The sequence below is a fragment of the Reyranella sp. genome, from assembly GCF_017305915.1.
Taxonomy (GTDB): Bacteria; Pseudomonadota; Alphaproteobacteria; order Reyranellales; family Reyranellaceae; genus Reyranella.
Genome location: NZ_JAFKJN010000032.1, coordinates 30,761 through 55,874, shown reverse-complemented (window position 1 = coordinate 55,874; position 25,114 = coordinate 30,761). Strand labels below are relative to the sequence as shown.

The window sequence follows — 25,114 nt, the reverse complement described above, 5'->3', positions numbered from 1 at the left end:
CTCTATCCTCGACGTCGGCTAACGACGCAGCGTTCAATCAGAAGAGTATTGCGGGGACTGGCATGGATGATGAGGGGCGAAAGGAACTCGAGGCGCAGTGGACTCGGGTTTGCGATCGTCTCCGCAAGGAAATCGGCGACAAGGCCTTCAAGACCTGGTTCGGCGAGGTCGAACCGGGCGAATCGAAGGCCGGCAAGGTCCGCCTCTATGCGCCGACCCGCTTCGTCCGCGACTGGGTGAGCCGCCACTACGGCGACCGCGTGCTCGCCTACTGGCATGCGGTGAATCCCGACGTCTCGAGCGTCGAGGTCAACCTCGTGCCGCCGCCGACGGTGAAGCGCAACGAGATCATCGCCATGCCGCCAGTCCCGGCGCCGCAGAGCTTCCAGCAGCCGATGCCCAAGTTCGGTCCGGCGATCGGTCGCGGCGGCGACGAGGGCTTCTCCGGCCCGGAGGCGCGCTACACCTTCGCCAACTTCGTGGTCGGCAAGCCGAACGAGTTCGCCTACGCCGCCGCGCGCAACATCGCCGAGCAGGACAAGCCCCTGCCTGAGCGCAACCCTCTTTATATCTTCGGCGGCGTCGGCCTGGGCAAGACCCACCTGATGCACGCCATCTGGCACGCCATCCGCGAGCGCGATCCCAAGACCCGCGTGCTCTACCTGACGGCCGAGAGCTTCGTGAACCGCTTCATCACGGCGCTGCGCACCAAGAACACCGGCCAGTTCAAGGAGCTGTTCCGCAACGTCGACGTGCTGATGGTGGACGACGTTCAGTTCATCTGCGGCAAGGAGGCGAGCCAGGACGAGTTCTTCTTCACCTTCAACAGCCTGGTGGAGCAGAACAAGCAGATCGTGCTCTCCTCGGAGAAGCCGCCGAGCGAGCTGCAGGACATCGAGGAGCGCATGCGCTCGCGGCTGGGCTCGGGCCTCGTCGCCGACATCCACTCCTCGACCTACGAGCTGCGCCTCAGCATCCTGCAGACCAAGGCCGAGGGGGCGCGCGTGCCGGTGCCGACCAACGTGCTCGAGTTCCTCGCGCACAAGATCAGCACCAACATCCGCGAGCTCGAGGGCGCACTGAACCGCGTCGTCGCGCACGGCCAGCTGATCGGCCGCGAGATCACCGTCGAGATGGCGCAGGACGTCCTGCACGACCTGCTGCGCCAGGCCGACCGCAAGGTCACGGTGGACGAGATCCAGCAACGGGTCGCCGCCCACTACAACATCAAGCTGGCCGAGATGTCCTCGCCGCGCCGCGCGCGCTCGGTGGCGCGTCCCCGACAGGTGGCGATGTATCTCGCCAAGCAGCTCACCACCTTGAGCCTGCCGCAGATCGGCAAGCGCTTCGGCAACCGCGACCACACCACGGTCATGCATGCCGTGCGCAAGATCGAGGAGCTGAAGGTGTCCGACATCTCGATTGCAGAGGATGTCGAGCTGCTCAAGCGACAGTTGCAAGGCTGAACGCCACCGCATGGACGCGAACGAACGGGGCTCGAAAGGCCCCGTTTTTCGTGGCTTAAGTGGGGCTTAAGCGCCTCTAGAAACGGGCGAAATTGCTTCCCGCCACCAGCCCCCGTGCTATACTCCGCAACCGTTCCGCAATGGGCCTTCGGAGGTCCGCGAAACGGGGTGTCTCAACCGCTCAATCGGCCCTCGTTACAGCGACCAAACCATGAAATTGACGATCGAACGGGCAGCGCTTCTGAAGGCCCTCGCCCATGTGCAGAGTGTCGTCGAACGCCGCAACACGATCCCCATCCTGTCGAACGTGCTGATCACCGCCCAGAAGGGCCGGCTGAGCCTGGCCGCGACCGACATGGACCTCGCCATCACCGAGACGGTCGATGCCAGCGCCGCCAAGACCGGCTCGACCACCGCCCCGGCCCATACCCTCTACGAGATCGTGCGCAAGCTGCCCGACGGCGCCCAGGTCGAGCTCGAGACCGCGAGCGACGGCAACAGCCTCGCCATCCGCGCCGGCCGCTCGCGCTTCAGCCTGCAATGCCTGCCGCCGGCCGATTTCCCTGCGATGAACGAGGGCGACCTGCCGCACCGCTTCCAGATCCCGGCGACCGACCTCAAGGGCATCATCGACCGGACGCGTTTTGCCATCTCGAACGAAGAAACGCGCTACTACTTGAACGGCATCTATTTCCACGCCGCCAAGTCGGGCAATACCGACGTGCTGCGCGGCGTGGCGACTGACGGCCACCGGCTGGCCCGGGTCGAGGTGCCGCTGCCCAAGGGGGCTGCCGAGATCCCCGGCGTGATCGTGCCGCGCAAGACCGTGGGTGAGGTCCGCAAGCTGCTCGACGAGAGCGACGGCTCGGTCGATATCGAGCTTTCCGACACCCGCATCCGCTTCGCCTCGGCCAGCGTCACCCTGGTCAGCAAGCTGATCGACGGCACCTTCCCCGACTACGAGCGGGTGATCCCGACCGGCAACGACAAGGTCCTGAACGTGCCGTGCAAGGAGTTCGCCTCGGCCGTCGACCGCGTCTCGACCATCTCCACCGAGAAGTCGCGCGCCATCAAGCTCGCGGTCAACAAGGGTATCGTCACCCTGTCGGCCACCAGCCCCGACGCCGGCAGCGCCACCGAGGAGATCGAGGTCGACTACAAGTTTGCCGGCCTCGAGATCGGCTTCAACTCGCGCTACCTGCTGGACATCACCGAGCAGATCGCGGGCTCCGAGGCGCGCTTCCTGATGGCCGATGCCGGCTCGCCCACCCTGGTGCGCGACGGTGCCGATGAGAGCGCGTTGTACGTTCTCATGCCGATGCGGGTATGACGGTATCGGCAAGCGCTTTAGCCTATAGCCCCGACGCCGCATCCGGCGCAGCGCCGGCCCTTCTGGCCGTGCGCCAGGTCAGGCTCACCGACTTCCGCAACTATCGCCAGCTCCGCCTCGACTGCGGCGGCGAGCCCGTGGTGCTGGTCGGCCCCAACGGCGCCGGCAAGACCAATCTTCTGGAGGCGCTCAGCTTCCTGGCGCCGGGCCGCGGCCTGCGCCGCGCCCGCCTCGACGAGGTGACGCGCCGGCCGGATGGATCGGCCTGGGCGGTCGCCGCCACCCTCGACACGCCGGAGGGCCGGCTGGCGATCGGCACCGGCCTCGAACCCGGGCGCAGCGAAGCCAGCCTGCCGCGCCGCGTGGTGCGGATCGACGGCCGGCCGGCCGCGAGCCAGACCGCGCTCGGCCAGCATGTCGCGGCCGTCTGGCTGACGCCGCAGCTCGACCGGCTGTTCCTCGACGGTGCCGGCGAGCGCCGCCGCTTCCTCGACCGGCTGGTCACGGCGCTGCATCCGGAACATGCCGGCGACGTCGCGGCCTACGAGCACGCGCTCCGCCAGCGCGCCCGCCTCTTGGCGGAGGGCAATCGCGACCCGCACTGGTTCACCGCCCTGGAAGACACCATGGCCCGCCACGGCGTGGCCCTCGCCGCCAACCGCGCCGACACCGTGCAGCGCCTCGATGCGGCCGCCCGTCTGGGCGTCGGGCCGTTCCCGCGCGCCGCGCTCGCCATGGCGGGCGAGGTCGATGGCTGGATCGCCGCCATGGCCGCGCTCGATGCCGAGGACCGGCTGCGTGCGGCACTCTCGGCCAGCCGCTTGCGCGACGCCGAGGCCGGCACCACATCTACCGGGCCGCATCGCAGCGATCTTGCGGTGCGCCATCTCGATCTCGACCTGCCGGCGGCGGAAGGCTCGACGGGCCAGCAGAAGGCCCTTCTGGTCTCCATCGCCTTGGCCCATGCCCGGCTGGTGACCCTGTCGCGAGGCCGGCCGCCCTTGCTGCTGCTGGACGAGATCGCGGCCCATCTCGATGCCGAGCGGCGCGCCGCCCTGTTCGAGGAGGTCGTAGCGCTGGGTGTGCAGAGCTGGATGACCGGCACCGACGCCGAGCTGTTCAAGCCGCTGGCCGGCCGCGCGCAGGTCCTGCGTGTCGCCGACGGCGCTGTAGTGGAATCATGACGATGAGCCAGAACGAACCCCTTCCCAATGGCAATGGGCCCAACGGCCCAAACGGCAACGGCGAGGATTACGACGCCGATTCGATCAAGGTGCTGCGCGGCCTCGAGGCCGTGCGCAAGCGCCCGGGCATGTATATCGGCGACACCGACGACGGCACCGGCCTGCACCATATGGTCTACGAGATCGTCGACAATGCGATCGACGAGGCCCTGGCGGGCTATTGCGACCGCGTCGACGTGGTCCTGCAGGGCGACGGCTCGGTCACGGTGCGCGACAACGGCCGCGGCGTGCCGGTCGACATCCACAAGGAAGAGGGCATCTCGGCCGCCAACGTGATCTTCACCCAGCTCCATGCCGGCGGGAAGTTCGACCAGAATTCCTACAAGGTGTCGGGCGGCCTGCACGGCGTCGGCGCCGCGGTCGTGAACGCGCTCAGCGAGCATCTCGACCTGCGCATCTGGCGCAACGGCAAGGAATACTACATGCGGTTCCGCCACGGCGACGCCGACAAGGACCTCGAGCTGGTCGGCGACGCGCCCGAGGGCAAGCGCGGCACCGAGGTGACGTTCCTGCCTTCCAAGCTGACCTTCACCAAGACCGAGTACGACTTCTCCACCCTCGAGCACCGGCTGCGCGAATTAGCCTTCCTAAACTCCGGCGTGCGCATCGTCATCACCGACGAGCGCGGCGCCGAGCCCAAGGTCTCCGAGCTGTTCTACGAGGGCGGCGTCGAGGCCTTCGCCAAGTATCTCGACCGCAATAAGCAGGTGCTGCACAACCCGCCGGTCTCGATCCGCGGCGAGAAGGACGGCATCACCGTCGAGGTCGCGCTGCAGTGGAACGACAGCTATCACGAGACGATGCTGTGCTTCACCAACAACATCCCGCAGCGCGACGGCGGCACCCATCTCGCCGGCTTCCGCGGCGCGCTGACCCGCACGCTCAACAAGTACGCCGACGAATCGGGCGTCTCCAAGAAGGAGAAGGTGAACCTCTCCGGCGAGGACATGCGCGAGGGCCTGACCTGCGTGCTGTCGGTCAAGGTGCCGGACCCGAAATTCTCGTCGCAGACCAAGGACAAGCTGGTCTCCTCCGAGGTGCGGCCGGTGGTCGAATCGGTAGTCGGCGACAAGCTCAGCCAGTGGTTCGAGGAGCATCCCTCGGAGGCGCGCAAGATCGTCACCAAGGTGGTCGAGGCCGCCGCCGCGCGTGAAGCGGCCCGCAAGGCGCGCGAGCTCACCCGTCGCAAGGGTGCGCTCGACGTCAGCTCGCTGCCCGGCAAGCTCGCCGACTGCCAGGAGCGCGATCCGGCGCTCTCCGAGCTGTTCATCGTCGAGGGCGATTCGGCCGGCGGCTCGGCCAAGCAGGGCCGCAACCGCGCCAACCAGGCGATCCTGCCGCTGCGCGGCAAGATCCTGAATGTCGAGCGCGCGCGCTTCGACAAGATGCTGGGCTCGCAGGAGATCGGCACCCTGATCACCGCGCTCGGCACCGGCATCGGCCACGACGACTTCGACATCGGCAGGCTGCGCTATCACAAGATCATCATCATGACGGACGCGGACGTCGACGGATCGCACATCCGCACGCTGCTGATGACGTTCTTCTATCGCCAGATGAAGAGCCTGATCGACGGCGGCTACCTCTACATCGCCCAGCCGCCATTGTTCAAAGCGGCCAAGGGCAAGTCGGCGATCTACCTCAAGGACGAGCGCTCGCTCGACGACCACCTGATCGACAGCGGCCTGGACGGCTCTGTCTTCCGGCTGGGGGACGGCACGACGCAGGCCAAGGACGACCTCCGCCACACCGTCGACGTCGCTCGCTCGGTTTCCAATCTGGTCAAGCCGCTGGCGCTGTCTCGCCGCGTCACGAGCCAGGCCGTCATCGAGCAAGCCGCGATCGCCGGCGCGCTCAATCCAGACATCATCGGCGATGCCGAGCAGGCGCAGGGAGCCGCGCAATACATCGCCCGTCGCCTCGACGTGGTCAGCCCGGAACTCGAGCGTGGCTGGTCGGGCGAACCGACGACCGACGGCGGCCTCGCCTTCACCCGCCGGCTACGCGGCGTGCAGGAGCGTCATGTGATCGACGGGCCGCTGCTGCGCAGCGCCGAGGCCCGCCGGCTCGATGCCCTGGCGCCGGAGCTGCAGAACATCTACCGCCGGCCCGGCACCTTCGTCGCCAAGGACAAGGAGACCACCATCTCCTCGCCGACCGAGCTGTTCGCCGCCGTGCTCGAGGCCGGCCGCAAAGGCGTCTCCATCCAGCGCTACAAGGGGCTGGGCGAGATGAACCCGGACCAGCTCTGGGAGACCACGCTCGATCCGGAGGCGCGCACCTTGCTGCAGGTCAAGATCAACCATGCCGACGAGGCCGACGAGATCTTCGCCACCCTGATGGGCGACGTCGTCGAGCCACGCCGCGACTTCATCCAGGACAACGCCCTCAAGGTGGCCAATCTGGATGTCTAGGCCAATGTCCAGGACCGTCACGTCGCTCGTCGCGCTCCTGCTCTCCGCAGGAGCTGCGCTCGCTCAAGGGCAGACCCAGGCGCCGGCCGTCGATCCCGGCACCAAGATCAGCTTCGGCCAGAGCGTCGGCGGCACGACGCTGACGCGCTCGTTCGGCTCGACCTACCAGTACCAGGCATCCAACGGCATGGAGATCACGGTCGACGTCTATGACGGCGGCCGCCGGGTGCCCAACGGCAGCAGCCATCCGACCGTCATCAACCAGTTCAACGACGAGCTGAACAACATCAGCCAGCAGGCCTCGACGGCCGGCATGAAGGGCTTCGAGAAGCCGGCGGTGCCGTCGGCCTGCTCCTACGGCCAGTTCACCCTGCGCTGCAACACCTTCAGCGCCCAGGGCGGCTCGATGACCGGCCGCATCTACGGCAAGTTCCTGCTGATCGGCTACCGCGAGCATTTCGTGAAGATCATCATCCGCTGGACCCAGACCAGCGGCCAGAGCAATGCCGACGCCGACAAGGTGCTGAACTCCTTCATCCCGGCGCTGCTGGTGCGCTAGAGGGCGCGCCGGATGCCCTCGAGCCTGAAACAGGCCGTCGCCTTCGTGGCGGTCGCCAATCTGGCGTATTTCATCGTCGAGTTCGCGGTCGCGCTTCAGATCGGATCGGTGTCGCTGTTCGCGGACAGCATTGATTTTCTCGAGGACGCGTCGGTCAACTTCCTCATCCTCGTTGCGCTGCCGTGGAGCCCCAGGGCAAGGGCCCGAACCGGCATGTTGCTTGCGGGAATTCTACTGGTCCCAGCATTGGCGACGGCATGGACGGCCTGGGAGAAACTCCTCGCGCCGCAGGCTCCCGCCCCCTTGCCGATGACTCTCACGGGCATGGGCGCGCTCGCGGTCAACCTGTCGTGCGCCTTCGTTCTCGCCAAGTTCAGGCATCACGCCGGCAGCCTTTCCCGTGCCGCCTTCCTGTCCGCGCGCAACGATGCGCTCGCCAATGTCGCGATCATGGTCGCCGCCGGCGTCGCCGTGCTGTCCGCATCGGGTTGGCCCGACCTCGTCGTCGGTGTGGGGATCGCGATCCTGAATGCGGATGCTGCACGAGCCGTGTTCGCCGCGGCGCGCGCCGAACGCTCGGCGGCAGAATCCTGAACGGCGCTACAGCACCATCTGAGTCTGGGTGACCACCGCCACCAGCTTGCCCTCGGCGGTGGTGATGCGGGTGGTCCAGACCTGGGTGCGCCGGCCGCGATGGATCGGCGTGGTCTCGCCGATCACCGTCGCGCCGACCGGCGCGGGCCCCACGAAGTTGGTCTTGCTCTCGATCGTCGTGGTGCCCTTGCCTTCCGGCAGGTTGAGCACGGTGGCGGCGGCGCCGAGCGTGTCGGCGAAGGCCATCACCGCGCCGCCGTGCAGGATGTCGGGACGCGTGCAGAGCTCGGGCTTGACCACCATCTCCGCCTTCACGCCCGTCTCGCTCGCGGCCACGAACTTCAGTCCCAGCAGCTTGGCGAAGGGCAGCGGGTGGTCGTTCAGGAACTGAAGCTTGTCCATGGTCGTCTCCGTTCAGTGGGCGGTGTTCAGCCGGCGCAGGCCGAGATACTCCAGAATGGCAATGTCGGCCACGATCAGCGCCACCGCGGCGATGCCCGCGATGCCGAGGCCGGTCCACGCCGCCGGCAGCATCAGCACCAGCACGCTGCCCGCGACCCAGGCGATGTCGGCGGCGAAGATCATGCGGGCCAGGCCCTGCGGCATGGTCTCGCGCGACGCCGCCCAGCCGCACAGCGCGCCGAACAGCACGACGCCCAGGCCGAGCAGCTCGAAGACGATGGCGAGGTCGAGGCCCGCCAGCGACACCGGCTCGTGCGTCGCCCAGGCGGCGAACGGCCCGGCGCAGGCCACCAGCACGGCGCCGGAGATCACGGAGAAGACGGCGTTGCCCCACAGGGTGCGCCGCAGCAGACGATCGGATGCGTTCATGACGTCCTCCTTCAATGGCTCGGACGCCCCGAGAATTCGCCCCGGACCGCGCCTCCAGCAATTACGGGGGAGGTAATCGCCGATCCGGCGGGAGGTGGTACCTTTGCCGCATGGTGAATATCCAACCCGCGACCCCGCCCGACCTGTTCGGCCCCATGCTGCGCGCCTGGCGGCGACGGCGCGGCGCCAGCCAGCTCGCGCTGGCGCTGCAATCCGGCGTCTCGCAGCGGCACGTGAGCTTCCTCGAATCGGGCCGCGCCCGGCCCAGCCGCGAGATGGTGGTTCAGCTCACCTCAGCGCTCGACGTGCCGCTGCGCCAGAGGAACGCCATGCTGCTCGCCGCGGGCTTCGCGCCGGTCTATCGCGAGAGCAATCTCGCCGCCCCCGAGCTGGCGCCGGTGCGCCAGGCGATCGAGCGCATCCTGAAACAGCAGGAGCCCTATCCGGCGATCGTGGTCGATCGCCTGTGGAACCTGCAGCAGGCCAACGACGCGGCCACCGCCTTCACCCTGTTCCTGTTCGAAGGCCCGCCGCCCGCGCCGCCGCCGGGCAAGGCGCCGAACATCCTGCGTTGGCTGCTCGATCCCAAAGCGCTGCGCCCCAAGCTCGCCAACTGGGAGGAGGTCGCGCGCCACCTGGTCTCGACCACCTATGCCGAGATCCTGGCCGACGGCGGCGAGCCCAAGGCGCTCGCCTTCATCGAGGAGGTGATGGCCTACCCCGACGTGCCGGCCTCGTTCCGCAAGCTCCGCTTCGAGGAGCGGCCGCAGCCCATCCTGACCCTCGATTACATCGTGAGCGGCCGGTCGCTCTCGGTGTTCACCGCCATCTCGACCCTGGGCACGCCGCAGGACGTCACCTTGCAGGAGGTCCGCATCGAGTGCTTCTTCCCGGCCGACGACCGCAGCGACGCGCTGTTCCGGAGCCTCGCCGCCAAGCGCTAGACTGCGGCGCATGAAGCCGCCCAGCACCGATTGGCAGGAACGCATCGCGCCCGATGAAGAGGCGCATCTCAAGCACGTCGCCGAGGTGATCGGCAACCTGCAGCGCCATCGCTCGGCCAGGTACGGGCCGGGCCGCGCCCTGCATCGCAAGCAGCTGCTCGCCACCACCGGCACGCTGGAGGTGCTGGACGGCCTGCCCGAGCAAGCCCGCCACGGCCTGTTCGCCACGCCCGGTGCGCACCGCGTGCTGGCGCGCTTCTCCAACGGCGGCCCCGAGGTGCAGTCAAACCGTACCCCCGATATCCGCGGATTCGCGATCCAGGTGTTCGGCGTCGACGGTCCCTCGGCGCTGGGCGGCACGACCGATCACCAGGACTTCCTGATGATCAACCAGGATCGCCTGCCGACCCGCGACAGCCGTGAGTTCGTCGACTTCCTGGAGGCGGCGACGCCCGGGGTCATCGCCGGCCTGCTGCACTTCTTCAAGGCCCACGGCCTGATCGGCGGCTTCGCCCGTGTGCGCGCGCTGTTCGCGTCGCTGGGCAAGAAATTCAACGGCTTCGCCGCCGAGCGCTTCAGTACCGTGGCGCCGCTCTGTTGCGGCCCCTATGCGGTCAGGGTGCGACTGAAGCCGGTCGGCAATCCGCCGCCGTCGGCGCGGTCCAAGGACATCGTCGCCGATCTACGCGAGCGGCTGGCGATCGGGCCGGTGCAGTGGGACATGGAGCTGCAGTTCTTCGTCGACGAAGCGACGACGCCGATCGAGGACACCTCAAAATCATGGCCCGATTCAGAGACGCCGATCGTCACGGTGGCCCGCCTGTCGCTCAATGCCGCCGGCGACGCCACGGCCAAGCAGGCCGAGGCGGCGCGGTTCGATCCCTGGGCGGGCCTGGCGACACACCGGCCGTTGGGCGAGATCATGCGGGCCCGCAAGGCCGCCTATTACGCCAGCCAGCAGGGCCGGCCTTAGCCGAGATCGTCGACGTCGTTGCGCAGCTTCCGCCCTTCGCGGAAGCGCACGAGGTTCTCCAGGAAGATGCCGAAGATCGCCTCGTTCTGGCCGAGCGAGTGGCTCGCGGTATGCGGCGAGATCAGCACGTTCGGGATGTCCCACAACGGCGAGGCTGCTTCGAGCGGCTCGCGTTCGAACACATCGAGATAGGCGCCGGCGAGATGGCCGCTCTGCAGCACCGCGGTCACATCCTTCTCGACCGCGATCTCGCCGCGCGAGACGTTGATGAGCAGCGACCCCTTGGGCATGGCCGCGAACACGCCGGCATTGGCGATGCCGCGCGTCACCGGCGAGGCGGGGCAGCACAGGATCAGCACATCGGCTTCGGGCAGCACCGCCGGCAAGTCATCGTAGGCGACGGTGCGATCGCACTCCGGCACCGGCTCGGCACTGCGGCGCACGCCGATCGAGCGGATGTCGAGCGCCTTCAGCAGGCGCGCGATATTGCGGCCGATCGGGCCCATTCCTACGATCACCGCGCACTGGCCCTTGAGGTCGCGCGGCGAGCGCTCGCCCAGCCGCGGCTCCCAGGCATGGCGGCGCTGCGCGTCGGCCAGCAACGGGAAGCGCCGGTTGATGGCGATCAGGGCGCCCAGGACGCTGTGCGAGACCGTCACCGCGGTCGCGCCCGAGGCGGTGGTGACCTTCACACCGCGCGCCCTGAGCTCGCGATAGATCGGCCGCTCGGCGCCGGCGGGATGGATCTGCAGCCATTTGAGCGTCGGCGTGGTGCGCACCACAGTGTCGAAGCCGGCTAGCTCGGGAGTCGGATTGTTCTTGCTCGACTTGCCGGTGACCTCACGGGTCATGAAGGCGATCTCGGCATCGCAGGTGCCGTCGGCCAGCGCCTGCTCGGCGGTGACGAAAGTGAGGTCGCCGTGGGCGGCCTTGATGTGGTTGCCCCAGGTACGCAGGGCGAAGTCGGACAGCAGTAGTTTCATGCCGCCGATATTACACGGACGATGCCTCCTGCAGCGCGTTATCGATGCTCTTGCGGTAGGTCGCGAGCGGCGGACGGATACCGGCGACGAGCAGGGCCCGCCGGACCGCCGGGCTCGCCCCGGTGAGATAGAGCTTCACCTTGTGGCGGGAGGTGCGACGGGCCAGCGAGGCGATGACGTTGGCGGCGGTCGAATCGACGAACGGCACCGCGGCGAAATCGAGCACGAAGGCCTTGTGCTTGTCGCCGATGCGGTCGAGCACCGCACCGACCATCGACGCCGTGCCGAAGAAGAAGGCGCCGGTCAGGCGATAGACGACGACGTTGCTGTGGCTGACCGTCTCGGCGTCGTAGGGCGTGCGTGGATCGGCCGTGTCGGGCCGGTCGGCCGGCACGAACGGCGTGCCCGACTGGATGCCCGCCGTCTGGGCTATGCGATGCAGCACCAGGATGGCGCCGATCGCGCAGCCGACGACGATGCCTTCGGTGAGGTCGCGGAAAACCGTGAGGCCGAAGGTCGCCAGCAGCACCGCCGCGTCGCCGCGCGAGCTCCTGAGCAGCGCCGCGAACTGGTGCTTCTCCGCCATGTTCCAGGCGACCGTCGCCAGCACGCCGGCCAGCGCCGCCAGCGGGATGGAGCTGGCGAGCGGCGCGGCCAGCAGGATGAAGCCCAGCACGAATGCCGCATGCGCCATGCCGGCGATCGGCCCGCGCGCGCCGGCGCGGACGTTGGTCGCGGTGCGCGCGATCGTGCCGGTGACGCAGAGGCCGCCGAACAGGGCACTGCCGACATTGGCGACGCCCTGCGCCACCAGTTCGCAGTTCGAGCGATGGCGCCGGCCGGTCATGCCGTCGGCAACCACGGCCGAGAGCAGCGATTCGATGGCGCCCAGCAGGGCGAAGGCCAACGCATCGGGCAGCACCGCTTCCATCCTGGCGAGCGAAAGGGCCGGCAGATGCGGCGCCGGAAAGGCCTGCGGGATGCCGCCGAAGCGCGTGCCGATGGTCTCGACCGGCAGCCCGAGCGCCCAGGCCGCGACGGCGGTGGCGGCGACGGCGATCAGCATGCCCGGCCAGTGCGGCCGCCATTTGCGCAGGCCGACGATCAGGCCGATCGCGGCCAGCGCCAGGCCGACGGCCATCGGGTTGAGGGTCGCCCCCGCCTGCACAAGCGCCGCGATCTTCGGGACGATCGGGCCGGGCTCCTTGCCGGCGAGCGTAAGGCCCAGCAAGTCGTGGATCTGGCTGGCGAAGATGATGACCGCGATGCCCGCTGTGAAGCCGACCGTCACCGGATAGGGGATGAACTTGATGTAGGTGCCGAGCCGCAAGAAGCCGGCGGCCGTCAGCATCACGCCAGCCATCGCGGTGGCCAGCAGCACGCCATCGATGCCGTGGCGATCGACCGCCGCCGCGACCAGCACGATGAAGGCGCCGGCCGGTCCGCCGATCTGGAACCGGCTGCCGCCCACCGCCGACACCAGGAAGCCGCCGACGACCGCTGCATAGAGGCCGCGCTCGGGCGTGGCGTTGGAGGCGATGGCGATCGCCATCGACAGCGGCAGGGCGACGATCGCCACCGTGAGCCCGGCGACGATGTCGGCGCGCAACGCCGCGACCCCGTAGCCCTCGGCCAGGATGGTGACGAGCTTGGGCGTGAACAGATCGCGGAGCCGGGGACGCGGCTCGACGAGGACAGCAGGCGATTCGACACACATTTTAACCAAAAATTTGTGTGCAATTATACTATTGGAGCACGTCCCCTCCCGGCTTGTCTTGATTCAAATCAGAAGGCGCCGGCCTGGGTGCGCTCGCCCTGCTCGCGGCGGATGCGATGGAAGCCCTCGACGGTGCGCTTGATGATCTCGGCGACCGGCAACACCTCGTGGATCAGCCCGACGGTCTGGCCGGCCAGCGCCAGCGAGGCTTCCATGTCGCCGCCGAAATAGACGTCCTTCACGCTGCCGAAGATCGCGCGGTCGAAGCCACCCACCCGGTCGATCTCCCGGGCGCGTTCGGTCTTGAGCGCCCGCACGCACGGCGTCGACTTGCGGTTCAGCATCACCGTGCCGGTGTCGTCGGCATCGACGATCGCCTGCTTGTAGTTGGCGTGCACCGGGCTCTCGGCGGCACTGACGAACCGCGTGCCCATCTGCACGCCCTCGGCGCCCAAGGCGAAGGCCGCCGCCATGCCGCGGCCGTCGCAGATGCCGCCGGCGGCGATCAACGGCACGTCGCAGCGCTCGTGCACCGCCTGCAGCAGCACCAGGGTCGAGACATCGTCGGGATTCTTGAAGCCGCCGCCCTCGCCGCCTTCGACGATCAGCCCGTCGACGCCGGCATCGACCGCCTTCAGCGCCGACGAGAGGTTCGGCACCACGTGATAGACCGTCAGCCCCGCGGCCTTCAGCGTCGGCAGCAGCTTGGCCGGCGATCCCGCCGAGGTCGTGACGAACCTCACGCCCGAGTTGGCCACCAGATCGACGACACGCGGATCGCGGATGAACAGCAGCGGCAGGTTGACGCCGAACGGCTTGTCGGTGAGCTCGCGCATGCGGGCTATTTCGGCCATGCAGGCGTCGACCTCGCCGCTCGAGGTCTCGATGACGCCGAGGCCGCCGGCATTGGACACCGCCGAGGCGAGCTGGCTGCGGGCGATCCAGCCCATCGGCGCCTGCACGATGGGAACCTCGACTCCGGTATGGGCCAATACGCGGTTCATTCGTTCTTCATCGCTTTCACCCGCTCGGCCGCGCCGGCGAAATCCGGCGGGGCATCGGCGCGGCACGGCAACGGCCAGCGCGGATCGGGCGCGTCGAAGAACTCGTCGCGCAGCCGCGCCGCGCACGAGTCCTGGCTCGACACGCCGTGGCCCTGGGCGCGGAAGATCACGTGCCGCGCTTCGGGCAGGTGCCGTGCGGCCTCGCGGCCCCAGGTCGCCGGGGTCAGCCAGTCGTAGCCGCCGCTCAGCAGCAGGGTCGGCAGCGCCGCGGTGACCGGCTGGCGCTCGGTCGCCGGCGCCACCGGCACCCGCCATACCGGGCAGAAGGCCGGCAGCTTGCTGAGCTGTGCCGTCAAACTGTAGATGCCGCCGGTCTGGATCGCCCGATCGCGCGCCGCCTGGTCGACGCCGGCCCAAGTCTCGCGGCATTCGATGGTGTTGAACAGCCCGCCGAACTGCTGCGCGTTGGTCTCGAGCAGGCCGCCATCGTCCTCCTCGAGATCCTCGGCGAACTGGCGGATCAGCCGCTTGTCGCCGCGGCGCAGCGCCGTCACCGCCTCGGGCACCAGCGCGGCCTCGCCCTGGCGCATCATGTGCAGCATCACCAGCAGCAGCTTGGCGCCGTCGAGCTTGACCGGCTGCGGCCCGTCCTCGAGCGCCAGCGTAAGCTCGAGCGGGGTGCGCTCGGCCTCGTTCAGGATCGCCCGGACGCCGCCCACCAGATCCGGATTGCGCTCGCGGCACAGCTTGTCGGCGGCGCATTCGGCATAAAGCTGCTCGAACACGCCGCGCACGATCTCGGGCTCGTTCTGCTCGCCGTTGATCTGCGGCGGGTAGATGCCGTCGAGCACCACGGCGCGCACGATCGAGGGATGGCGGCGCATCACCTCGAGCGCCCAGCGCGTGCCGTAGGAGATGCCGTAGAGGTTGACGTGCTTGAGCTGCATCGTCGCCACCAGGTCGGCGACGTCATCCGCCAGCGTCGGCGTCGAGAACATCGCGAGGTCGATCCTACGGCGGTCGAAGTCGGCGCGGCAGCGCAGCAGGATCTCGCGCTCCTGCGGCTCGGTGACGGCGCGGCGCTTGGCGCGCGCCGGCTCCGAGGTGCGCGGCTCGAAGCAGTCGAGATTGGGCGACGAGCCTCCCGCGCCGCGCTGGCTGACGATGATGACGTCGCGGCGCTTGCGAATGACCGACGTGTCGTTCCACCAGTCCCCTTCGGCCAGCGGATCGGCACCCGTGGTCGAGGCGACCAGCGGCGCATCGCCCGGCCCGCCGGCGAGATAGATCACCGGATCCGCCGCGATCGGCCGCTTGGCCTTCAGCCGCGCCACCTTGAGCCGGACCTCCGCGCTCTTCGGGTTGGCGCGATTCTCGGCCACCACCAGCGTGTAGCATTCGATCTTGTCGCCGCGCGGCGGACGGAAGACGCAGCGGTCGCGCTCCAGCCTCGGCAGCGGCGGCGCCGCGAGGGCGCTGCCGATCCCGAGCAGCAACAGCAGGCATGCCAACGCAATGCGATGGCCGGATGCGATCATGCTTCCGTTGTGCCACATAACCGCTTGTGACGGCATGAAGTAATTCTATGCCAAGGCGTCGCGGCTGCGCTTGCAACAGTGGCAGGCCAGACGCACTTTGCGCGCCATGTCCTCCCGCTCCTATTGGACCGCCGTGTGGTGCGGTTTCCTCGTCCTCACCATCGGTCTGGGCGTCCGCCAGAGCTTCGGCATCTTCCTGAAGCCGGTCTCGGCCGAATTGCATGTCGGCCGCGAACTCTTTTCCTTCGGCACGGCGCTGTCGATGCTGCTGATGGGCTTCTTCGCGCCCTTCTCCGGCCGGCTGTGCGACCGCTTCGGCTCGGCCATCACCATCGCCGGCGGCGGCGCGGTCTACGTGCTCGGCATGATCGTCACCGCGTCGATGCACAACGGCTTCATGCTGATCCTGGGCAACGTCCTGGTCGGCGTCGGCCTGTCGGCGGCGACCTTCGGACCCGTCCTGGGCGTCATCCTGCGGCTCGCCCCGCCGGCCAAGGCGGCGCTGGCGGTCGGCATCTGCTCGGCCGGCGGCTCGTTCGGGCAGTTCTTCATCGTGCCGCTCGCCTCGGTACTGCAGGGCTATTTCGGCGACTGGCGCCCGACCATGTGGGCGCTGACGGCGCTCGCGGTGGTGATGATGCTGCTGCCGATCGGCCTGAACGACAGCAAGGAGATCGCCGCCGCGCGCAAGGCCAGGGGTGGCTCGCAGACCTCGGGCCAGGCGCTGGCCGAGGCCTTCTCCCAGCGCAGCTACGTGCTGCTGGTGGTCGGCTACTTCGTCTGCGGCTTCCATGTCGCCTTCGTGGGCGGCCATCTGCCGGCCTACATCTCCGACAAGGGGATCGGCCTGTCGCTGTTCGGCATCAACCTCTCGCCGGCCGAATTGGGCGGCTGGAGCATCGGCATGGTCGGCCTGTTCAACATCGCGGGCTCGATCCTGTGGAGCTCGATGGGCGCCAAGTACCAGCGCAAGAACCTGCTGGCGCTGCTCTACCTGCTGCGCTCCGCGGTGTTCCTGATCTTCATCCTGCTGCCGCTGTCGGCGGCCTCGGTGCTGGCCTTTGCCGCGGCGCTGGGCTTCCTGTGGCTGGGCACGGTGCCGCTCACGACCTCGCTGGTCGGCGTGATGTTCGGCCCGGTGCACCTCACGATGCTGAACGGTTTCGTGTTCCTCGGCCACCAGGTCGGCAGCTTCTTCGGCGGCTGGGGTGGCGGCAAGCTGTTCGACCTGCAGGGCAACTACGACATGATGTGGTGGATCTCGATCGCGCTCGGCATCATCTCGGCCCTGATGCACTGGCCGATCGTCGAGAAGCCCGTGCCGCGCCCGCAGGTCGCGCTGCGGCCCGCATGATCAAGGGCTGGCGCCTCTTCTTCGCATGGGGCGCGCTGGCCGTACTGTTCGCGCTGACCGCTCTGTCGTTCGTGCTGTGGGGCACGAACGGCCCCGCCTATATCGTCGACCTGATCGCGGCGTATTGCCTGTAACCCTGGGAAGGGCGGCTCGTCCATTTTCGACCATTTTCATCCATTTTTATCCATTTTCACCATTTCCTGCGGGCACCGGAAATGGTGACCTCTGGCGTCACGAACTTTGCCATCGTGGACTTCTAATTTATGAGTCGGACATGAAGCGCTCCTGCACATGTGGATGTGCAGGCAAGATAAGCGCGCCGGGCCGTGGAACCTATTATGGGCAATGGCCGCCGGAAAAAGCCGCCATTTCCGGGCCTCGAATCGCGGTCCATTGCCCATAATGGGCGCGCTGGGCGCGCGGATTCCGCGCCGCTCGTGCCTCGTCATCGCGCATTGCTCGGGAGTCGCGTCAGCGGCGGCAGAAAATTTGCTTTTGTCGCAAAAGAAAAAGAGCGGCGCGGAGTTGAGGCGTCATGAGTCATGGCCCCCCGCGTCAGCGTAAGACGCTGACACCTCCCCCGAAGACGGGGGAGGGCGATGGCTACAGCACGAACTTCGACAGGTCGGCGTTCTTGGCCAGCGCGCCGACGCGCTCGCGGACGTAGGCCGCATCGATCTCGATCTTCTGGCCGGGCTTGTCGGAGGCGGTGAAGCTGATCTCCTCCAGAAGCTTCTCCATCACCGTGTGCAGCCGGCGGGCGCCGATATTTTCGACGGTCTCGTTGATGTCGGCCGACAGCTTGGCCAGCTCGTCGATCGCGTCCGGCTTGAACTCGAGCTCGACCTTCTCGGTCGCCAGCAGCGCCTTGTACTGCTTGACCAGGCTCGCCTCGGGCTCGGTCAGGATGCGCTTGAAGTCCTCCTGGGTGAGCGACGCCAGGTTGACGCGGATCGGCAGGCGGCCCTGCAGCTCCGGCAACATGTCCGACGGCTTGGCGAGATGGAAGGCACCGGAGCAGATGAACAGCACGTGGTCGGTCTTCACCGGGCCGTGCTTGGTGTTGACCGTCGTGCCTTCGATCAAGGGCAGCAGGTCGCGCTGCACGCCCTCGCGGCTGACATCGGCGCCGCCGCGCATCTCGCTCGAGCGGGCGGTGATCTTGTCGATCTCGTCGATGAACACGATGCCGTTGTTCTCGACCGAGTCGCGCGCCTCGCGCACCGCCTTCTCCTGGTCGAGCAGGCGGTCGCTCTCCTCGCGCATCAGCGTCTCGTAGGCCTCGCCGACCTTCATCTTGCGCTTCTTGGTGCGGCCGCCGAACGCCTTGCCCAGCATGTCACCGATATTGATCATGCCGACCGAGGCGCCGGGCTGGCCCGGGATCTCGAACTGCATCGGGCCGCCCGAATCGGCGACCTCGACCTCGATCTCGCGGTCGTTCAGCTCGTTGTCGCGCAGCTTGTGGCGGAAGCGCAGCTTGGTCTCCTCGCTGGCGGTCGGGCCGCACAGCGCGTCGACCACGCGGTCCTCGGCGGCCAGCTCGGCCTTGGCCTTGACGTCCTTGCGCATGCGCTCGCGCGCCATGTCGAGCGCGGCCTCCATCAGGTCGCGCGCGATCTGCTCGACGTCGCGGCCGACATAGCCGACCTCGGTGAACTTGGTCGCCTCGACCTTGAGGAACGGCGCGTTGGCGAGCTTGGCCAGGCGGCGGGCGATCTCGGTCTTGCCGCAGCCGGTCGGACCGATCATCAGGATGTTCTTGGGCAGCACCTCCTCGCGCAGGCTCTCGGGGAGCTGGAGGCGGCGCCAGCGGTTGCGCAGCGCGATCGCCACGGCGCGCTTGGCCTCCTGCTGGCCGACGATGTGCTTGTCGAGCTCGGAAACGATCTCGCGGGGGGAAAAGTCGTTGCTCATGACGGTTTGTCTCTTTGCATCAACAGAACACGGCCCCAGGGCGTTGCCTGCAGGCCGACGCGGCGGAAGCCGGCTTTTTCGTAGGCCCGGATCGCCCGCGCATTGTCGGGAGCGGGATCGGTCGTAATCGACTTGATCTCGGGCGAGGCGAACTGCTCGTCGCAGAACTGCCGGATGAAGCCGCTGCCATGGCCGCGACCCAGCAGCGCCGCGTCGGCGATGAACTGGTCGAGGCAGAGCGTGTCGTCGGACAGCTGCGCGCATTGCAGATACGCGAAGGGCCGGCCATCGAGGCTCACCAGATAGGGCGTCGTGTCGTCGCCCTCGACATGGTCGTCGATTTGAGCCGCCTGCATCTCAGGCTCCGGCCACCATTCGACGACGTGCGGCCGCGACAGCCACTCGTGAACCAGCGGCAGCGCGGCGGCCGCCAGACGGGTGAAGGTATAGGCCACCATGCCTACAGCTTTTCGACGACGAGGTTGTGGTTGGTGTAGACGCAGATGTCGGCAGCGATGGTCATCGCCTTGCGCGCGATCGTCTCGGCATCGAGGCCCTCGATGTCGATCAGCGCCCGCGCCGCCGACAGCGCGTAATTGCCGCCCGAGCCGATGGCGATGATGCCGCCCTCCGGCTCCAGCACGTCGCCGGTTCCGCTGAGCAGCAGCGAGACCTCCCTGTCGGCCACCGCCATCATCGCCTCCAGCCGCCGCAGGTAACGGTCCGTGCGCCAATCCTTGGCGAGCTCGATGCAGGCGCGCAGGAGCTGCCCGGGGTGACGCTCGAGCTTGGCCTCCAGCCGTTCGAACAGCGTAAAGGCATCGGCCGTGGCGCCGGCGAACCCGGCGATGATCTGGCCGTTGCCGAGCCGCCGGACCTTCTTGGCGTTGCCCTTGACGATGGTCTGGCCCATCGAGACCTGGCCGTCGCCTGCCATCACCACCTGGCCGTCCTTGCGGACCGAGAGGATGGTCGTGGCATGCCAGCCCGGTGACGGGGCAGAATCGGATTGTGGGGACATGGGCCGTTAAATAGTCAATCGCCGCCCCAAATCAATCGCCATGCTAACCTGCTGGCCATGACCACAGAATCCGTCATCGTCATCGGCGCCGGCATCGTCGGGACCGCTACCGCCCGGGCCCTGCAGCGGGCCGGCCATGCCGTCACCCTCGTCGACAGCGGCGAGCCCGGCAAGGCGACCTCCTACGGCAATGCCGGCTTCATCGCCATCGACCACGTGCTGCCGCTCGCCCGCCCCTCGACGCTGAAGCGCGTGCCGCAGATGCTGATGGACCGCACCGGGCCGCTCACCGTGCACCGGCCCAGCATCCCCCACCTGCTGCCCTGGATGGCCCGCTTCGCCCTCGCCGCCTACAGCCAGGCGGAGGTGCGCAAGGGCATGGATTCGTTCGGGGCCCTGATGGCCGAGGCCAACGTCGCCTGGCAGGCCGAGATCCAGGCCTCGGGCCTGGGCGAGCTCTTCAGGAGCCGCGGCGCGCTCTATGTCTACGAGAGCGAGGCGGCCTTCCAGGGCGGCGCCGAGGAGCGCGAGCTGCAGAAGGCCAAGGGCACCACCTTCGAGATCGTCGACGGCAACCGCGCGCGCGAGCTGGCGCCCGGCCTGTCGAGCCACATCGTGCGCGGCGTCTACTACCCGCACGGCATGCACACCATCAATCCGTACAAGGTCGTGACGACCCTGGCCGAGCGCTTCGCCGAGGACGGCGGCAGCGTGCAGCGCGGACGCGTGCGCGGCTTCGTGCGCGACGGCAACCGCGTCACCGCGGTGCAGCTCACCGACAGCGAGCTGCCGGCCAAGGCGGTGGTGATCGCGGCCGGCCGCGCCTCGGGCGAGCTGACACGGCTCCTGGGCTTCAACGCGCCGCTGGTCGCCGAGCGCGGCTATCACGTGATGCTGGCGCCCGACAACGTGCGCTTCGAGATGCCGGTGAGCCCGGCCGAGCGCGGCTTCTTCATCACGCCGATGGCGGAAGGCCTGCGGGTGGCCGGCACCGTCGAGCTCGCCGCGCCGCACCAGCCGCCGTCGTGGCATCGCGCCGATCTTCTGGTGCAGCATCTGCGGGCGATCTTCCCCGGCGTCGGCGGCGTCGAGCAAAGCCGCTGGATCGGCGAGCGGCCGAGCCTGCCGGACTTCCGCCCCGCGATTGGCCGCGCGCCGAGGCTCAGCAACGTCTATTGCGGCTACGGCCATCAGCATGTTGGGTTGACGCTTGCGACCGCCACCGGCCGCCTGGTCGCGCGCCAGATGGAGGGCGAGGAACTGCCGGCTGCACTCGCCGCTTGCGACCCCGGCCGCTTCGGCTAGAAGCGACAGAGACAATAATCAGTAAAAATGATTGGGGGGACGATCATGCGTAGAAGGATCATCGCGGGCCTGATGATGGCGGCCACCTGCCTCGCAGCCGGCGGCGCCGACGCACAGACCTTCCCTTCGAAGCAGGTCACGATCGTCGTGCCGTTCACCGCGGGCGGCCCGACCGACACGCTGGCCCGCATCCTGGCGGAGCGAATGAGCCGGACGCTCGGCCAGACGGTGATCGTCGAGAACACGACCGGCGCCGCCGGCACGATCGGCGTCGCGCGCGTCGTGCGCGCGGCGCCCGACGGCTACACCATCGGCATCGGCCACTGGAGCACGCACGTCGTCAATCCGGCGATCTATCCGCTGAACTTCAACATCCTCGACGACCTCGAGCCGCTGTCCTTCATCGCCACCAATCCGCAGCTCCTGGTGACCCGCAAGGAGTTCCCCGCCACCGACCTGAAAGAGCTGATCGCCTATGCCAAGGCCAATCCCGACAAGGTCACGGCGGGAACGGCGGGGGTGGGTGCCGCCTCCCACATCGGCGGCCTCTACTTCGAGGAGAAGGCCGGCGCCAAGGTGCGCTTCATTCCCTATCGCGGCGGCGGTCCGGCGCTGCAGGATCTCGTCGCCGGCCAGATCGACATCATGTTCGACCAGGCCGCGAACTCGATCCCGCAGATCCAGGCCGGTAAGATCAAGGTGTTCGCGGTGACCGCCAAGCAGCGCCTGAAGACGCTGCCGGACGTCCCGACCGTCGACGAAGCGGGCCTGCCCGGCCTCTACATCGCCGTCTGGCACGGGCTGTGGGCGCCGAAGGGCACGCCGAAGGACGTGCAGGCGAAGCTGACGGCCGCGATCATCGAGGCTCTGGCCGACCCGCAGGTGCGCGAGAAATTCATCGGGCTCGGCCAGGAGATTCCCGACGCGGCGCAACAGACGCCGCAGGCCCTGCGCGCCCATCACGAAGCGGAGATCAAGCTGTGGTGGCCGCTGATCAAGGCGGCCAATATCAAGATCGAATAGCTGGGAGCGCGCCACTCCGTGGCGCATCACGTCATCCTGAGCGAAGCGAAGGATCCTTCGGCTGCGCCTCAGGATGACAGGAGAGCGGCACGGAGTGCCGCGCTCCCAGCCTCGAAGTACGATAGACTTTCCTTCAGAGCACGGAGGCTCCGATGGCTGAGAAGACGTGGGAACTGAGCGGCCAGTACATGGAAAGCTGCAACTGCGACTATCTCTGTCCCTGCATCTACACCAACCCCCAGGCGCCGGCGACGCATGAGCATTGCTACGCGCTGATGGTCTACCGCGTCGATCGCGGCCGCCACGGCGCGGTTTCCCTGGACGGCCTGAAGTTCGCCCTGGTCATCCGCTCCGGACGGGTCATGGCCGACGGCGGCTGGGTGTTCGGCGTCGTGGTCGACGAAAGCGCGAGCGAGGCGCAGCGCAAGGCCCTGACCGAGATCGTGAGCGGCACGGCCGGCGGGCCGCCGCAGATGATCCGCGACAACCTGGTGAAGGACTTCCGCGGCGTCGAATACAGGCGGATCGATTTCACGGCCGAGGGCTTGAGCCGGCTCGCCGACATCCCGGGCATCCTGAGCTTCGAGATCGAGGGCGTGGCCTCGCGCAACCGCTCGGGCGAGCCGTTCTATATCGACAACACCGCCCATCCCGCCAATCGCCGGCTCGCGCTCGCCCGGTCGAAGAAAACCGAAGTGCAGGGCTTCGGCCTCTCCCTCAGCCTGCTCGGCAAGGGCAACAACGGTCATTTCGCGCCGTTCGCGTGGGCGGCCTGAGAGGGCCGCCTGATTGGACCTGATGCGGCGCCAGCGCGTCGTGATCGTCGCGGCGCTGGCAGGCGTCGCCGGGCTGGCGTGGATCTACCTCTTCATCGCAGCGGCCGACATGACGACCGCGATGGCGGGCATGGACCGCACGATGGTGATGCCGCCCAAGAGCGCGGTCGAGCTCAGCCTGCTGTTCGCGATGTGGTGGGTGATGATGGTCGGCATGATGTTGCCGGGCGTCGCGCCGATGATCCTGACCTTCGCCACCGTCAACCGGCAACGGCGCGCGCGCCAACAGCCCTATGTGCCCGCGGCCCTGTTCGCCGCGGGCTATCTGCTGGCCTGGGGAGGCTTCAGCGTCGCGGCCACGCTGGCGCAATGGGCGCTCGAACGCGGCGCCTTGCTCTCCGCGATGGACATGACGATCGACAGCCGGCAGCTCGGCGGCCTGCTGTTCGTGTTGGCCGGCCTCTATCAGTTCACGCCGGTGAAGCTCTCCTGCCTGCGCCTCTGCCGCTCACCGCTCGACTTCGTCGTCAACCACTGGCGCGACGGCCCGGGTGGCGCGCTGCGCATGGGCGTGACGCACGGCCTCTATTGCCTGGGCTGCTGCTGGGTCCTGATGCTGCTGCTGTTCGCGGTCGGCGTGATGAACCTGGTCTGGGTCGCCGGTCTCGCCATCGTCGTCCTGCTCGAGAAGCTGTCGTCGGGGACCTGGGCCGGCCGGATCGGCGGCGTGCTGCTGACGGGCTACGGCGCCTGGTTGCTGGCGTCGGGCTAACCTACTGGTACTTCGGATCGTCGGGACGGCGCATCTTCCAGACGTTCTCGGTCGTGGTGTATTCGCTGTAGCCCAGCCGTGCGACCGGACGGAACGCCATCACGTCGACCCGGCCGTCCTTCAGGATGCTGTCGTCGATGTGCACGCCGACCACCTGGCCGAACACCACCGAAGCGCTGTGGTTCTCGTGGCCCGGCTCGACCGGGATCTCGAGCGTCTTCCAGTATTTGCACTCCAGCGCCACCGGCGATTCGGCCACGCGCGGCGGCTTCACGTACTTGCACGGCGCGGGCGTGAGGCCGGCGAGCTTCATCTCGTCGATGCCGTAGGCCACCATCGAGGTGGTGATGTTCATCCTCTCGGTGAGCGTGCCGGCCACCATGTTGACCACGAACTCGCCGGTCTCCTCGGCGTTCATGCGGCTGTGCTTGGTCGGGGTGTCGCCGTAGCGACCGGTGATGGCAAAGTAGACCATCGGCGGGAATTCGCTGACGGCGTTGTAGAAGCTGTAGGGCGCCAGGTTGACCCGGCCCTGGCCGTCGATCGTCGAGATCCAGCCGATCGGCCGCGGCACGATCAGCGACTTCAGCGGATCCTGCGCGAGGCCGTGGTCTCGCTTGGCGGCATCGTAGAACATTCACACTCCCAGTGCTTCAACTCCTGTTGTGCGACCTGCGGTCCGGCTTGTCGAGAGCGCGGCGCGGCCTCAAATTCCGCCCATGTCGCGCACCATGAAAGCCCTGCTCGCCGTCTGGATCGCCGTTCTGGTCGGCGCCGCCGGCTGGATCGGCTGGGATGCCTGGCAGGGCAAGCAGCCCAGCCTCGGCGGGCCATTCGCCCTCGTCGACCAGAACGGCAAGCCCTTCTCGAGCGACAGGCTCAAGGGCAAGCCGACGCTGATCTATTTCGGCTACGCCTTCTGCCCCGACGTCTGCCCGACCTCGCTGCTGCTGATGGAGACGGCGATCGAGCAGCTCGGCCCCGATGTGCCCAAGAAGGTGAACCTGGTGTTCATCACCATCGATCCCGAGCGCGACACGCCCGAGCTGATCAAGGGTTATGTCGAGAATTTCAGCCCGAGCTTCATCGGCCTCACCGGCACGCCGGAGCAGATCGCGCAGGCCGCGCGCGCTTATCGCGTCTACTACCAGAAGCGGCCCGGCAAGGACGGCGATCCGTACCTGATGGACCATTCCTCGATCGTCTACGTGCTCGACCGCAACGGCCGCTTCGTCACCCACTTCACGCACGAAGCGAAGGCCGAGGCGATCGCGAAGGCTGTCCAGCGACTTCTTTAGTTTCGCCAGGAGGCACCGATCTTGACACCAGAGGTCGGACACCCGACTCTC

The 25,114-nt window shown here is 67.9% G+C and carries 25 protein-coding genes; 15 read left to right on the top strand and 10 right to left on the bottom strand.

Annotation, left to right across the window (positions count from 1 at the left end):
* The first annotated feature begins 62 nt into the window (after positions 1-62).
* From dnaA to J0J01_RS27405, 6 genes are all read left to right on the top strand, one after another.
* On the top strand, positions 63-1,466 hold the full coding sequence (gene dnaA / locus J0J01_RS27430) for a chromosomal replication initiator protein DnaA (protein WP_296386635.1): 1,404 nt from the start codon (positions 63-65) through the stop codon (positions 1,464-1,466).
* Between the two features lie 211 nt (positions 1,467-1,677).
* Complete coding sequence (gene dnaN / locus J0J01_RS27425; RefSeq protein ID WP_296386633.1) at positions 1,678-2,796, top strand: DNA polymerase III subunit beta; 1,119 nt, start codon at positions 1,678-1,680, stop codon at positions 2,794-2,796.
* 68 nt (positions 2,797-2,864) lie between these two features.
* The gene (gene recF / locus J0J01_RS27420) at positions 2,865-3,980 is read left to right on the top strand and encodes a DNA replication/repair protein RecF (RefSeq protein WP_296386632.1); all 1,116 of its coding nucleotides are present in this window, start codon (positions 2,865-2,867) and stop codon (positions 3,978-3,980) included.
* A 2-nt stretch (positions 3,981-3,982) separates the two neighbouring features.
* Positions 3,983-6,454, top strand: coding sequence for a DNA topoisomerase (ATP-hydrolyzing) subunit B (gyrB, locus tag J0J01_RS27415; RefSeq protein ID WP_296386630.1), 2,472 nt, complete (start codon positions 3,983-3,985; stop codon positions 6,452-6,454).
* Positions 6,455-6,458: 4 nt separating this feature from the next.
* Complete coding sequence (locus tag J0J01_RS27410) at positions 6,459-7,013, top strand: hypothetical protein (protein WP_296386628.1); 555 nt, start codon at positions 6,459-6,461, stop codon at positions 7,011-7,013.
* A gap of 12 nt (positions 7,014-7,025) precedes the next feature.
* Positions 7,026-7,607: a cation transporter gene (locus tag J0J01_RS27405; RefSeq protein ID WP_296386626.1), complete on the top strand. Its 582-nt coding sequence runs from the start codon at positions 7,026-7,028 to the stop codon at positions 7,605-7,607.
* A gap of 6 nt (positions 7,608-7,613) precedes the next feature.
* Here the strand turns inward: J0J01_RS27405 and J0J01_RS27400 are convergent, their stop codons facing one another.
* Both J0J01_RS27400 and J0J01_RS27395 read right to left on the bottom strand, forming a co-directional pair.
* Entirely contained in the window at positions 7,614-8,009 is a 396-nt protein-coding gene (locus J0J01_RS27400; protein WP_296386624.1) for a PaaI family thioesterase, read from the bottom strand.
* Between the two features lie 12 nt (positions 8,010-8,021).
* Positions 8,022-8,438, bottom strand: coding sequence for a hypothetical protein (locus tag J0J01_RS27395; protein WP_296386622.1), 417 nt, complete (start codon positions 8,436-8,438; stop codon positions 8,022-8,024).
* A 110-nt stretch (positions 8,439-8,548) separates the two neighbouring features.
* On the opposite strand from J0J01_RS27395, the gene J0J01_RS27390 reads away from it, so the two are divergent.
* Positions 8,549-9,382, top strand: a complete 834-nt coding sequence (locus tag J0J01_RS27390) for a helix-turn-helix transcriptional regulator (RefSeq protein WP_296386620.1) — start codon at positions 8,549-8,551, stop codon at positions 9,380-9,382.
* Between the two features lie 10 nt (positions 9,383-9,392).
* On the top strand, positions 9,393-10,355 hold the full coding sequence (locus tag J0J01_RS27385) for a hypothetical protein (RefSeq protein ID WP_296386618.1): 963 nt from the start codon (positions 9,393-9,395) through the stop codon (positions 10,353-10,355).
* On the opposite strand, the gene J0J01_RS27380 is transcribed toward J0J01_RS27385, so the two are convergent.
* The 4 genes from J0J01_RS27380 to J0J01_RS27365 all read right to left on the bottom strand — a co-directional run bounded on the left by J0J01_RS27380 (position 10,352) and on the right by J0J01_RS27365 (position 15,597).
* Positions 10,352-11,338, bottom strand: a complete 987-nt coding sequence (locus tag J0J01_RS27380) for a D-2-hydroxyacid dehydrogenase (RefSeq protein ID WP_296386616.1) — start codon at positions 11,336-11,338, stop codon at positions 10,352-10,354. The genes J0J01_RS27385 and J0J01_RS27380 overlap by 4 nt on opposite strands.
* Positions 11,339-11,348: 10 nt before the next feature.
* Positions 11,349-13,055, bottom strand: a complete 1,707-nt coding sequence (locus J0J01_RS27375; RefSeq protein WP_296386614.1) for a SulP family inorganic anion transporter — start codon at positions 13,053-13,055, stop codon at positions 11,349-11,351.
* Positions 13,056-13,123: 68 nt separating this feature from the next.
* A complete protein-coding gene (locus tag J0J01_RS27370; RefSeq protein WP_296386613.1) occupies positions 13,124-14,059 on the bottom strand; it encodes a nitronate monooxygenase in 936 nt (311 codons plus the stop codon).
* Positions 14,056-15,597 carry an alpha/beta fold hydrolase gene (locus tag J0J01_RS27365; RefSeq protein WP_296386611.1) on the bottom strand — a complete coding sequence of 514 codons (1,542 nt, stop codon included), beginning with the start codon at positions 15,595-15,597 and terminating at the stop codon, positions 14,056-14,058. Before J0J01_RS27365 ends, J0J01_RS27370 begins: the two co-directional genes overlap by 4 nt.
* Before the next feature lie 106 nt (positions 15,598-15,703).
* Here J0J01_RS27365 and J0J01_RS27360 point away from each other — a divergent pair, with 106 nt between their 5' ends.
* Complete coding sequence (locus J0J01_RS27360) at positions 15,704-16,951, top strand: MFS transporter (protein ID WP_296386609.1); 1,248 nt, start codon at positions 15,704-15,706, stop codon at positions 16,949-16,951.
* Positions 16,948-17,085, top strand: a complete 138-nt coding sequence (locus J0J01_RS27355) for a hypothetical protein (protein ID WP_296386606.1) — start codon at positions 16,948-16,950, stop codon at positions 17,083-17,085. Before J0J01_RS27360 ends, J0J01_RS27355 begins: the two co-directional genes overlap by 4 nt.
* Positions 17,086-17,554: 469 nt before the next feature.
* Here the strand turns inward: J0J01_RS27355 and hslU are convergent, their stop codons facing one another.
* From hslU to hslV, 3 genes are read right to left on the bottom strand one after another with little or no spacing between them, the layout of a single operon-like run.
* The gene (hslU, locus tag J0J01_RS27350) at positions 17,555-18,868 is read right to left on the bottom strand and encodes an ATP-dependent protease ATPase subunit HslU (RefSeq protein ID WP_296386605.1); all 1,314 of its coding nucleotides are present in this window, start codon (positions 18,866-18,868) and stop codon (positions 17,555-17,557) included.
* A complete protein-coding gene (locus J0J01_RS27345) occupies positions 18,865-19,326 on the bottom strand; it encodes a GNAT family N-acetyltransferase (protein WP_296386603.1) in 462 nt (153 codons plus the stop codon). The genes hslU and J0J01_RS27345 overlap by 4 nt, the downstream gene beginning before the upstream one ends.
* A 2-nt stretch (positions 19,327-19,328) precedes the next feature.
* On the bottom strand, positions 19,329-19,889 hold the full coding sequence (hslV, locus tag J0J01_RS27340; RefSeq protein WP_296386601.1) for an ATP-dependent protease subunit HslV: 561 nt from the start codon (positions 19,887-19,889) through the stop codon (positions 19,329-19,331).
* A 57-nt stretch (positions 19,890-19,946) separates the two neighbouring features.
* On the opposite strand from hslV, the gene J0J01_RS27335 reads away from it, so the two are divergent.
* The 4 genes from J0J01_RS27335 to J0J01_RS27320 all read left to right on the top strand — a co-directional run bounded on the left by J0J01_RS27335 (position 19,947) and on the right by J0J01_RS27320 (position 23,765).
* Positions 19,947-21,194, top strand: a complete 1,248-nt coding sequence (locus J0J01_RS27335; RefSeq protein WP_296386600.1) for an FAD-dependent oxidoreductase — start codon at positions 19,947-19,949, stop codon at positions 21,192-21,194.
* A gap of 45 nt (positions 21,195-21,239) precedes the next feature.
* Positions 21,240-22,217 carry a tripartite tricarboxylate transporter substrate-binding protein gene (locus J0J01_RS27330; protein ID WP_296386597.1) on the top strand — a complete coding sequence of 326 codons (978 nt, stop codon included), beginning with the start codon at positions 21,240-21,242 and terminating at the stop codon, positions 22,215-22,217.
* Between the two features lie 152 nt (positions 22,218-22,369).
* A complete protein-coding gene (locus tag J0J01_RS27325; RefSeq protein ID WP_296386595.1) occupies positions 22,370-22,993 on the top strand; it encodes a DUF1326 domain-containing protein in 624 nt (207 codons plus the stop codon).
* Positions 22,994-23,015: 22 nt separating this feature from the next.
* Positions 23,016-23,765: a DUF2182 domain-containing protein gene (locus tag J0J01_RS27320; protein WP_296386592.1), complete on the top strand. Its 750-nt coding sequence runs from the start codon at positions 23,016-23,018 to the stop codon at positions 23,763-23,765.
* Between the two features lies 1 nt (position 23,766).
* Here the strand turns inward: J0J01_RS27320 and J0J01_RS27315 are convergent, their stop codons facing one another.
* Complete coding sequence (locus J0J01_RS27315) at positions 23,767-24,402, bottom strand: flavin reductase family protein (RefSeq protein ID WP_296386590.1); 636 nt, start codon at positions 24,400-24,402, stop codon at positions 23,767-23,769.
* Positions 24,403-24,484: 82 nt separating this feature from the next.
* Between J0J01_RS27315 and J0J01_RS27310 the strand changes: the two genes are divergently transcribed.
* Entirely contained in the window at positions 24,485-25,063 is a 579-nt protein-coding gene (locus J0J01_RS27310) for an SCO family protein (protein WP_296386588.1), read from the top strand.
* Positions 25,064-25,114 lie beyond the last annotated feature (51 nt).

Bases quoted from the DNA above. Each gene is read 5' to 3' on its own strand.
- dnaA (WP_296386635.1), top strand. From the start codon at position 63: ATGGATGATGAGGGGCGAAAGGAACTCGAGGCGCAGTGGACTCGGGTT.
- dnaN (WP_296386633.1), top strand. From the start codon at position 1,678: ATGAAATTGACGATCGAACGGGCAGCGCTTCTGAAGGCCCTCGCCCAT.
- gyrB (WP_296386630.1), top strand. From the start codon at position 3,983: ATGAGCCAGAACGAACCCCTTCCCAATGGCAATGGGCCCAACGGCCCA.
- J0J01_RS27410 (WP_296386628.1), top strand. From the start codon at position 6,459: ATGTCCAGGACCGTCACGTCGCTCGTCGCGCTCCTGCTCTCCGCAGGA.
- J0J01_RS27405 (WP_296386626.1), top strand. From the start codon at position 7,026: ATGCCCTCGAGCCTGAAACAGGCCGTCGCCTTCGTGGCGGTCGCCAAT.
- J0J01_RS27400 (WP_296386624.1), bottom strand. From the start codon at position 8,009: ATGGACAAGCTTCAGTTCCTGAACGACCACCCGCTGCCCTTCGCCAAG.
- J0J01_RS27395 (WP_296386622.1), bottom strand. From the start codon at position 8,438: ATGAACGCATCCGATCGTCTGCTGCGGCGCACCCTGTGGGGCAACGCC.
- J0J01_RS27390 (WP_296386620.1), top strand. From the start codon at position 8,549: ATGGTGAATATCCAACCCGCGACCCCGCCCGACCTGTTCGGCCCCATG.
- J0J01_RS27385 (WP_296386618.1), top strand. From the start codon at position 9,393: ATGAAGCCGCCCAGCACCGATTGGCAGGAACGCATCGCGCCCGATGAA.
- J0J01_RS27380 (WP_296386616.1), bottom strand. From the start codon at position 11,338: ATGAAACTACTGCTGTCCGACTTCGCCCTGCGTACCTGGGGCAACCAC.
- J0J01_RS27375 (WP_296386614.1), bottom strand. From the start codon at position 13,055: ATGTGTGTCGAATCGCCTGCTGTCCTCGTCGAGCCGCGTCCCCGGCTC.
- J0J01_RS27370 (WP_296386613.1), bottom strand. From the start codon at position 14,059: ATGAACCGCGTATTGGCCCATACCGGAGTCGAGGTTCCCATCGTGCAG.
- J0J01_RS27365 (WP_296386611.1), bottom strand. From the start codon at position 15,597: ATGATCGCATCCGGCCATCGCATTGCGTTGGCATGCCTGCTGTTGCTG.
- J0J01_RS27360 (WP_296386609.1), top strand. From the start codon at position 15,704: ATGTCCTCCCGCTCCTATTGGACCGCCGTGTGGTGCGGTTTCCTCGTC.
- J0J01_RS27355 (WP_296386606.1), top strand. From the start codon at position 16,948: ATGATCAAGGGCTGGCGCCTCTTCTTCGCATGGGGCGCGCTGGCCGTA.
- hslU (WP_296386605.1), bottom strand. From the start codon at position 18,868: ATGAGCAACGACTTTTCCCCCCGCGAGATCGTTTCCGAGCTCGACAAG.
- J0J01_RS27345 (WP_296386603.1), bottom strand. From the start codon at position 19,326: ATGGTGGCCTATACCTTCACCCGTCTGGCGGCCGCCGCGCTGCCGCTG.
- hslV (WP_296386601.1), bottom strand. From the start codon at position 19,889: ATGTCCCCACAATCCGATTCTGCCCCGTCACCGGGCTGGCATGCCACG.
- J0J01_RS27335 (WP_296386600.1), top strand. From the start codon at position 19,947: ATGACCACAGAATCCGTCATCGTCATCGGCGCCGGCATCGTCGGGACC.
- J0J01_RS27330 (WP_296386597.1), top strand. From the start codon at position 21,240: ATGCGTAGAAGGATCATCGCGGGCCTGATGATGGCGGCCACCTGCCTC.
- J0J01_RS27325 (WP_296386595.1), top strand. From the start codon at position 22,370: ATGGCTGAGAAGACGTGGGAACTGAGCGGCCAGTACATGGAAAGCTGC.
- J0J01_RS27320 (WP_296386592.1), top strand. From the start codon at position 23,016: ATGCGGCGCCAGCGCGTCGTGATCGTCGCGGCGCTGGCAGGCGTCGCC.
- J0J01_RS27315 (WP_296386590.1), bottom strand. From the start codon at position 24,402: ATGTTCTACGATGCCGCCAAGCGAGACCACGGCCTCGCGCAGGATCCG.
- J0J01_RS27310 (WP_296386588.1), top strand. From the start codon at position 24,485: ATGTCGCGCACCATGAAAGCCCTGCTCGCCGTCTGGATCGCCGTTCTG.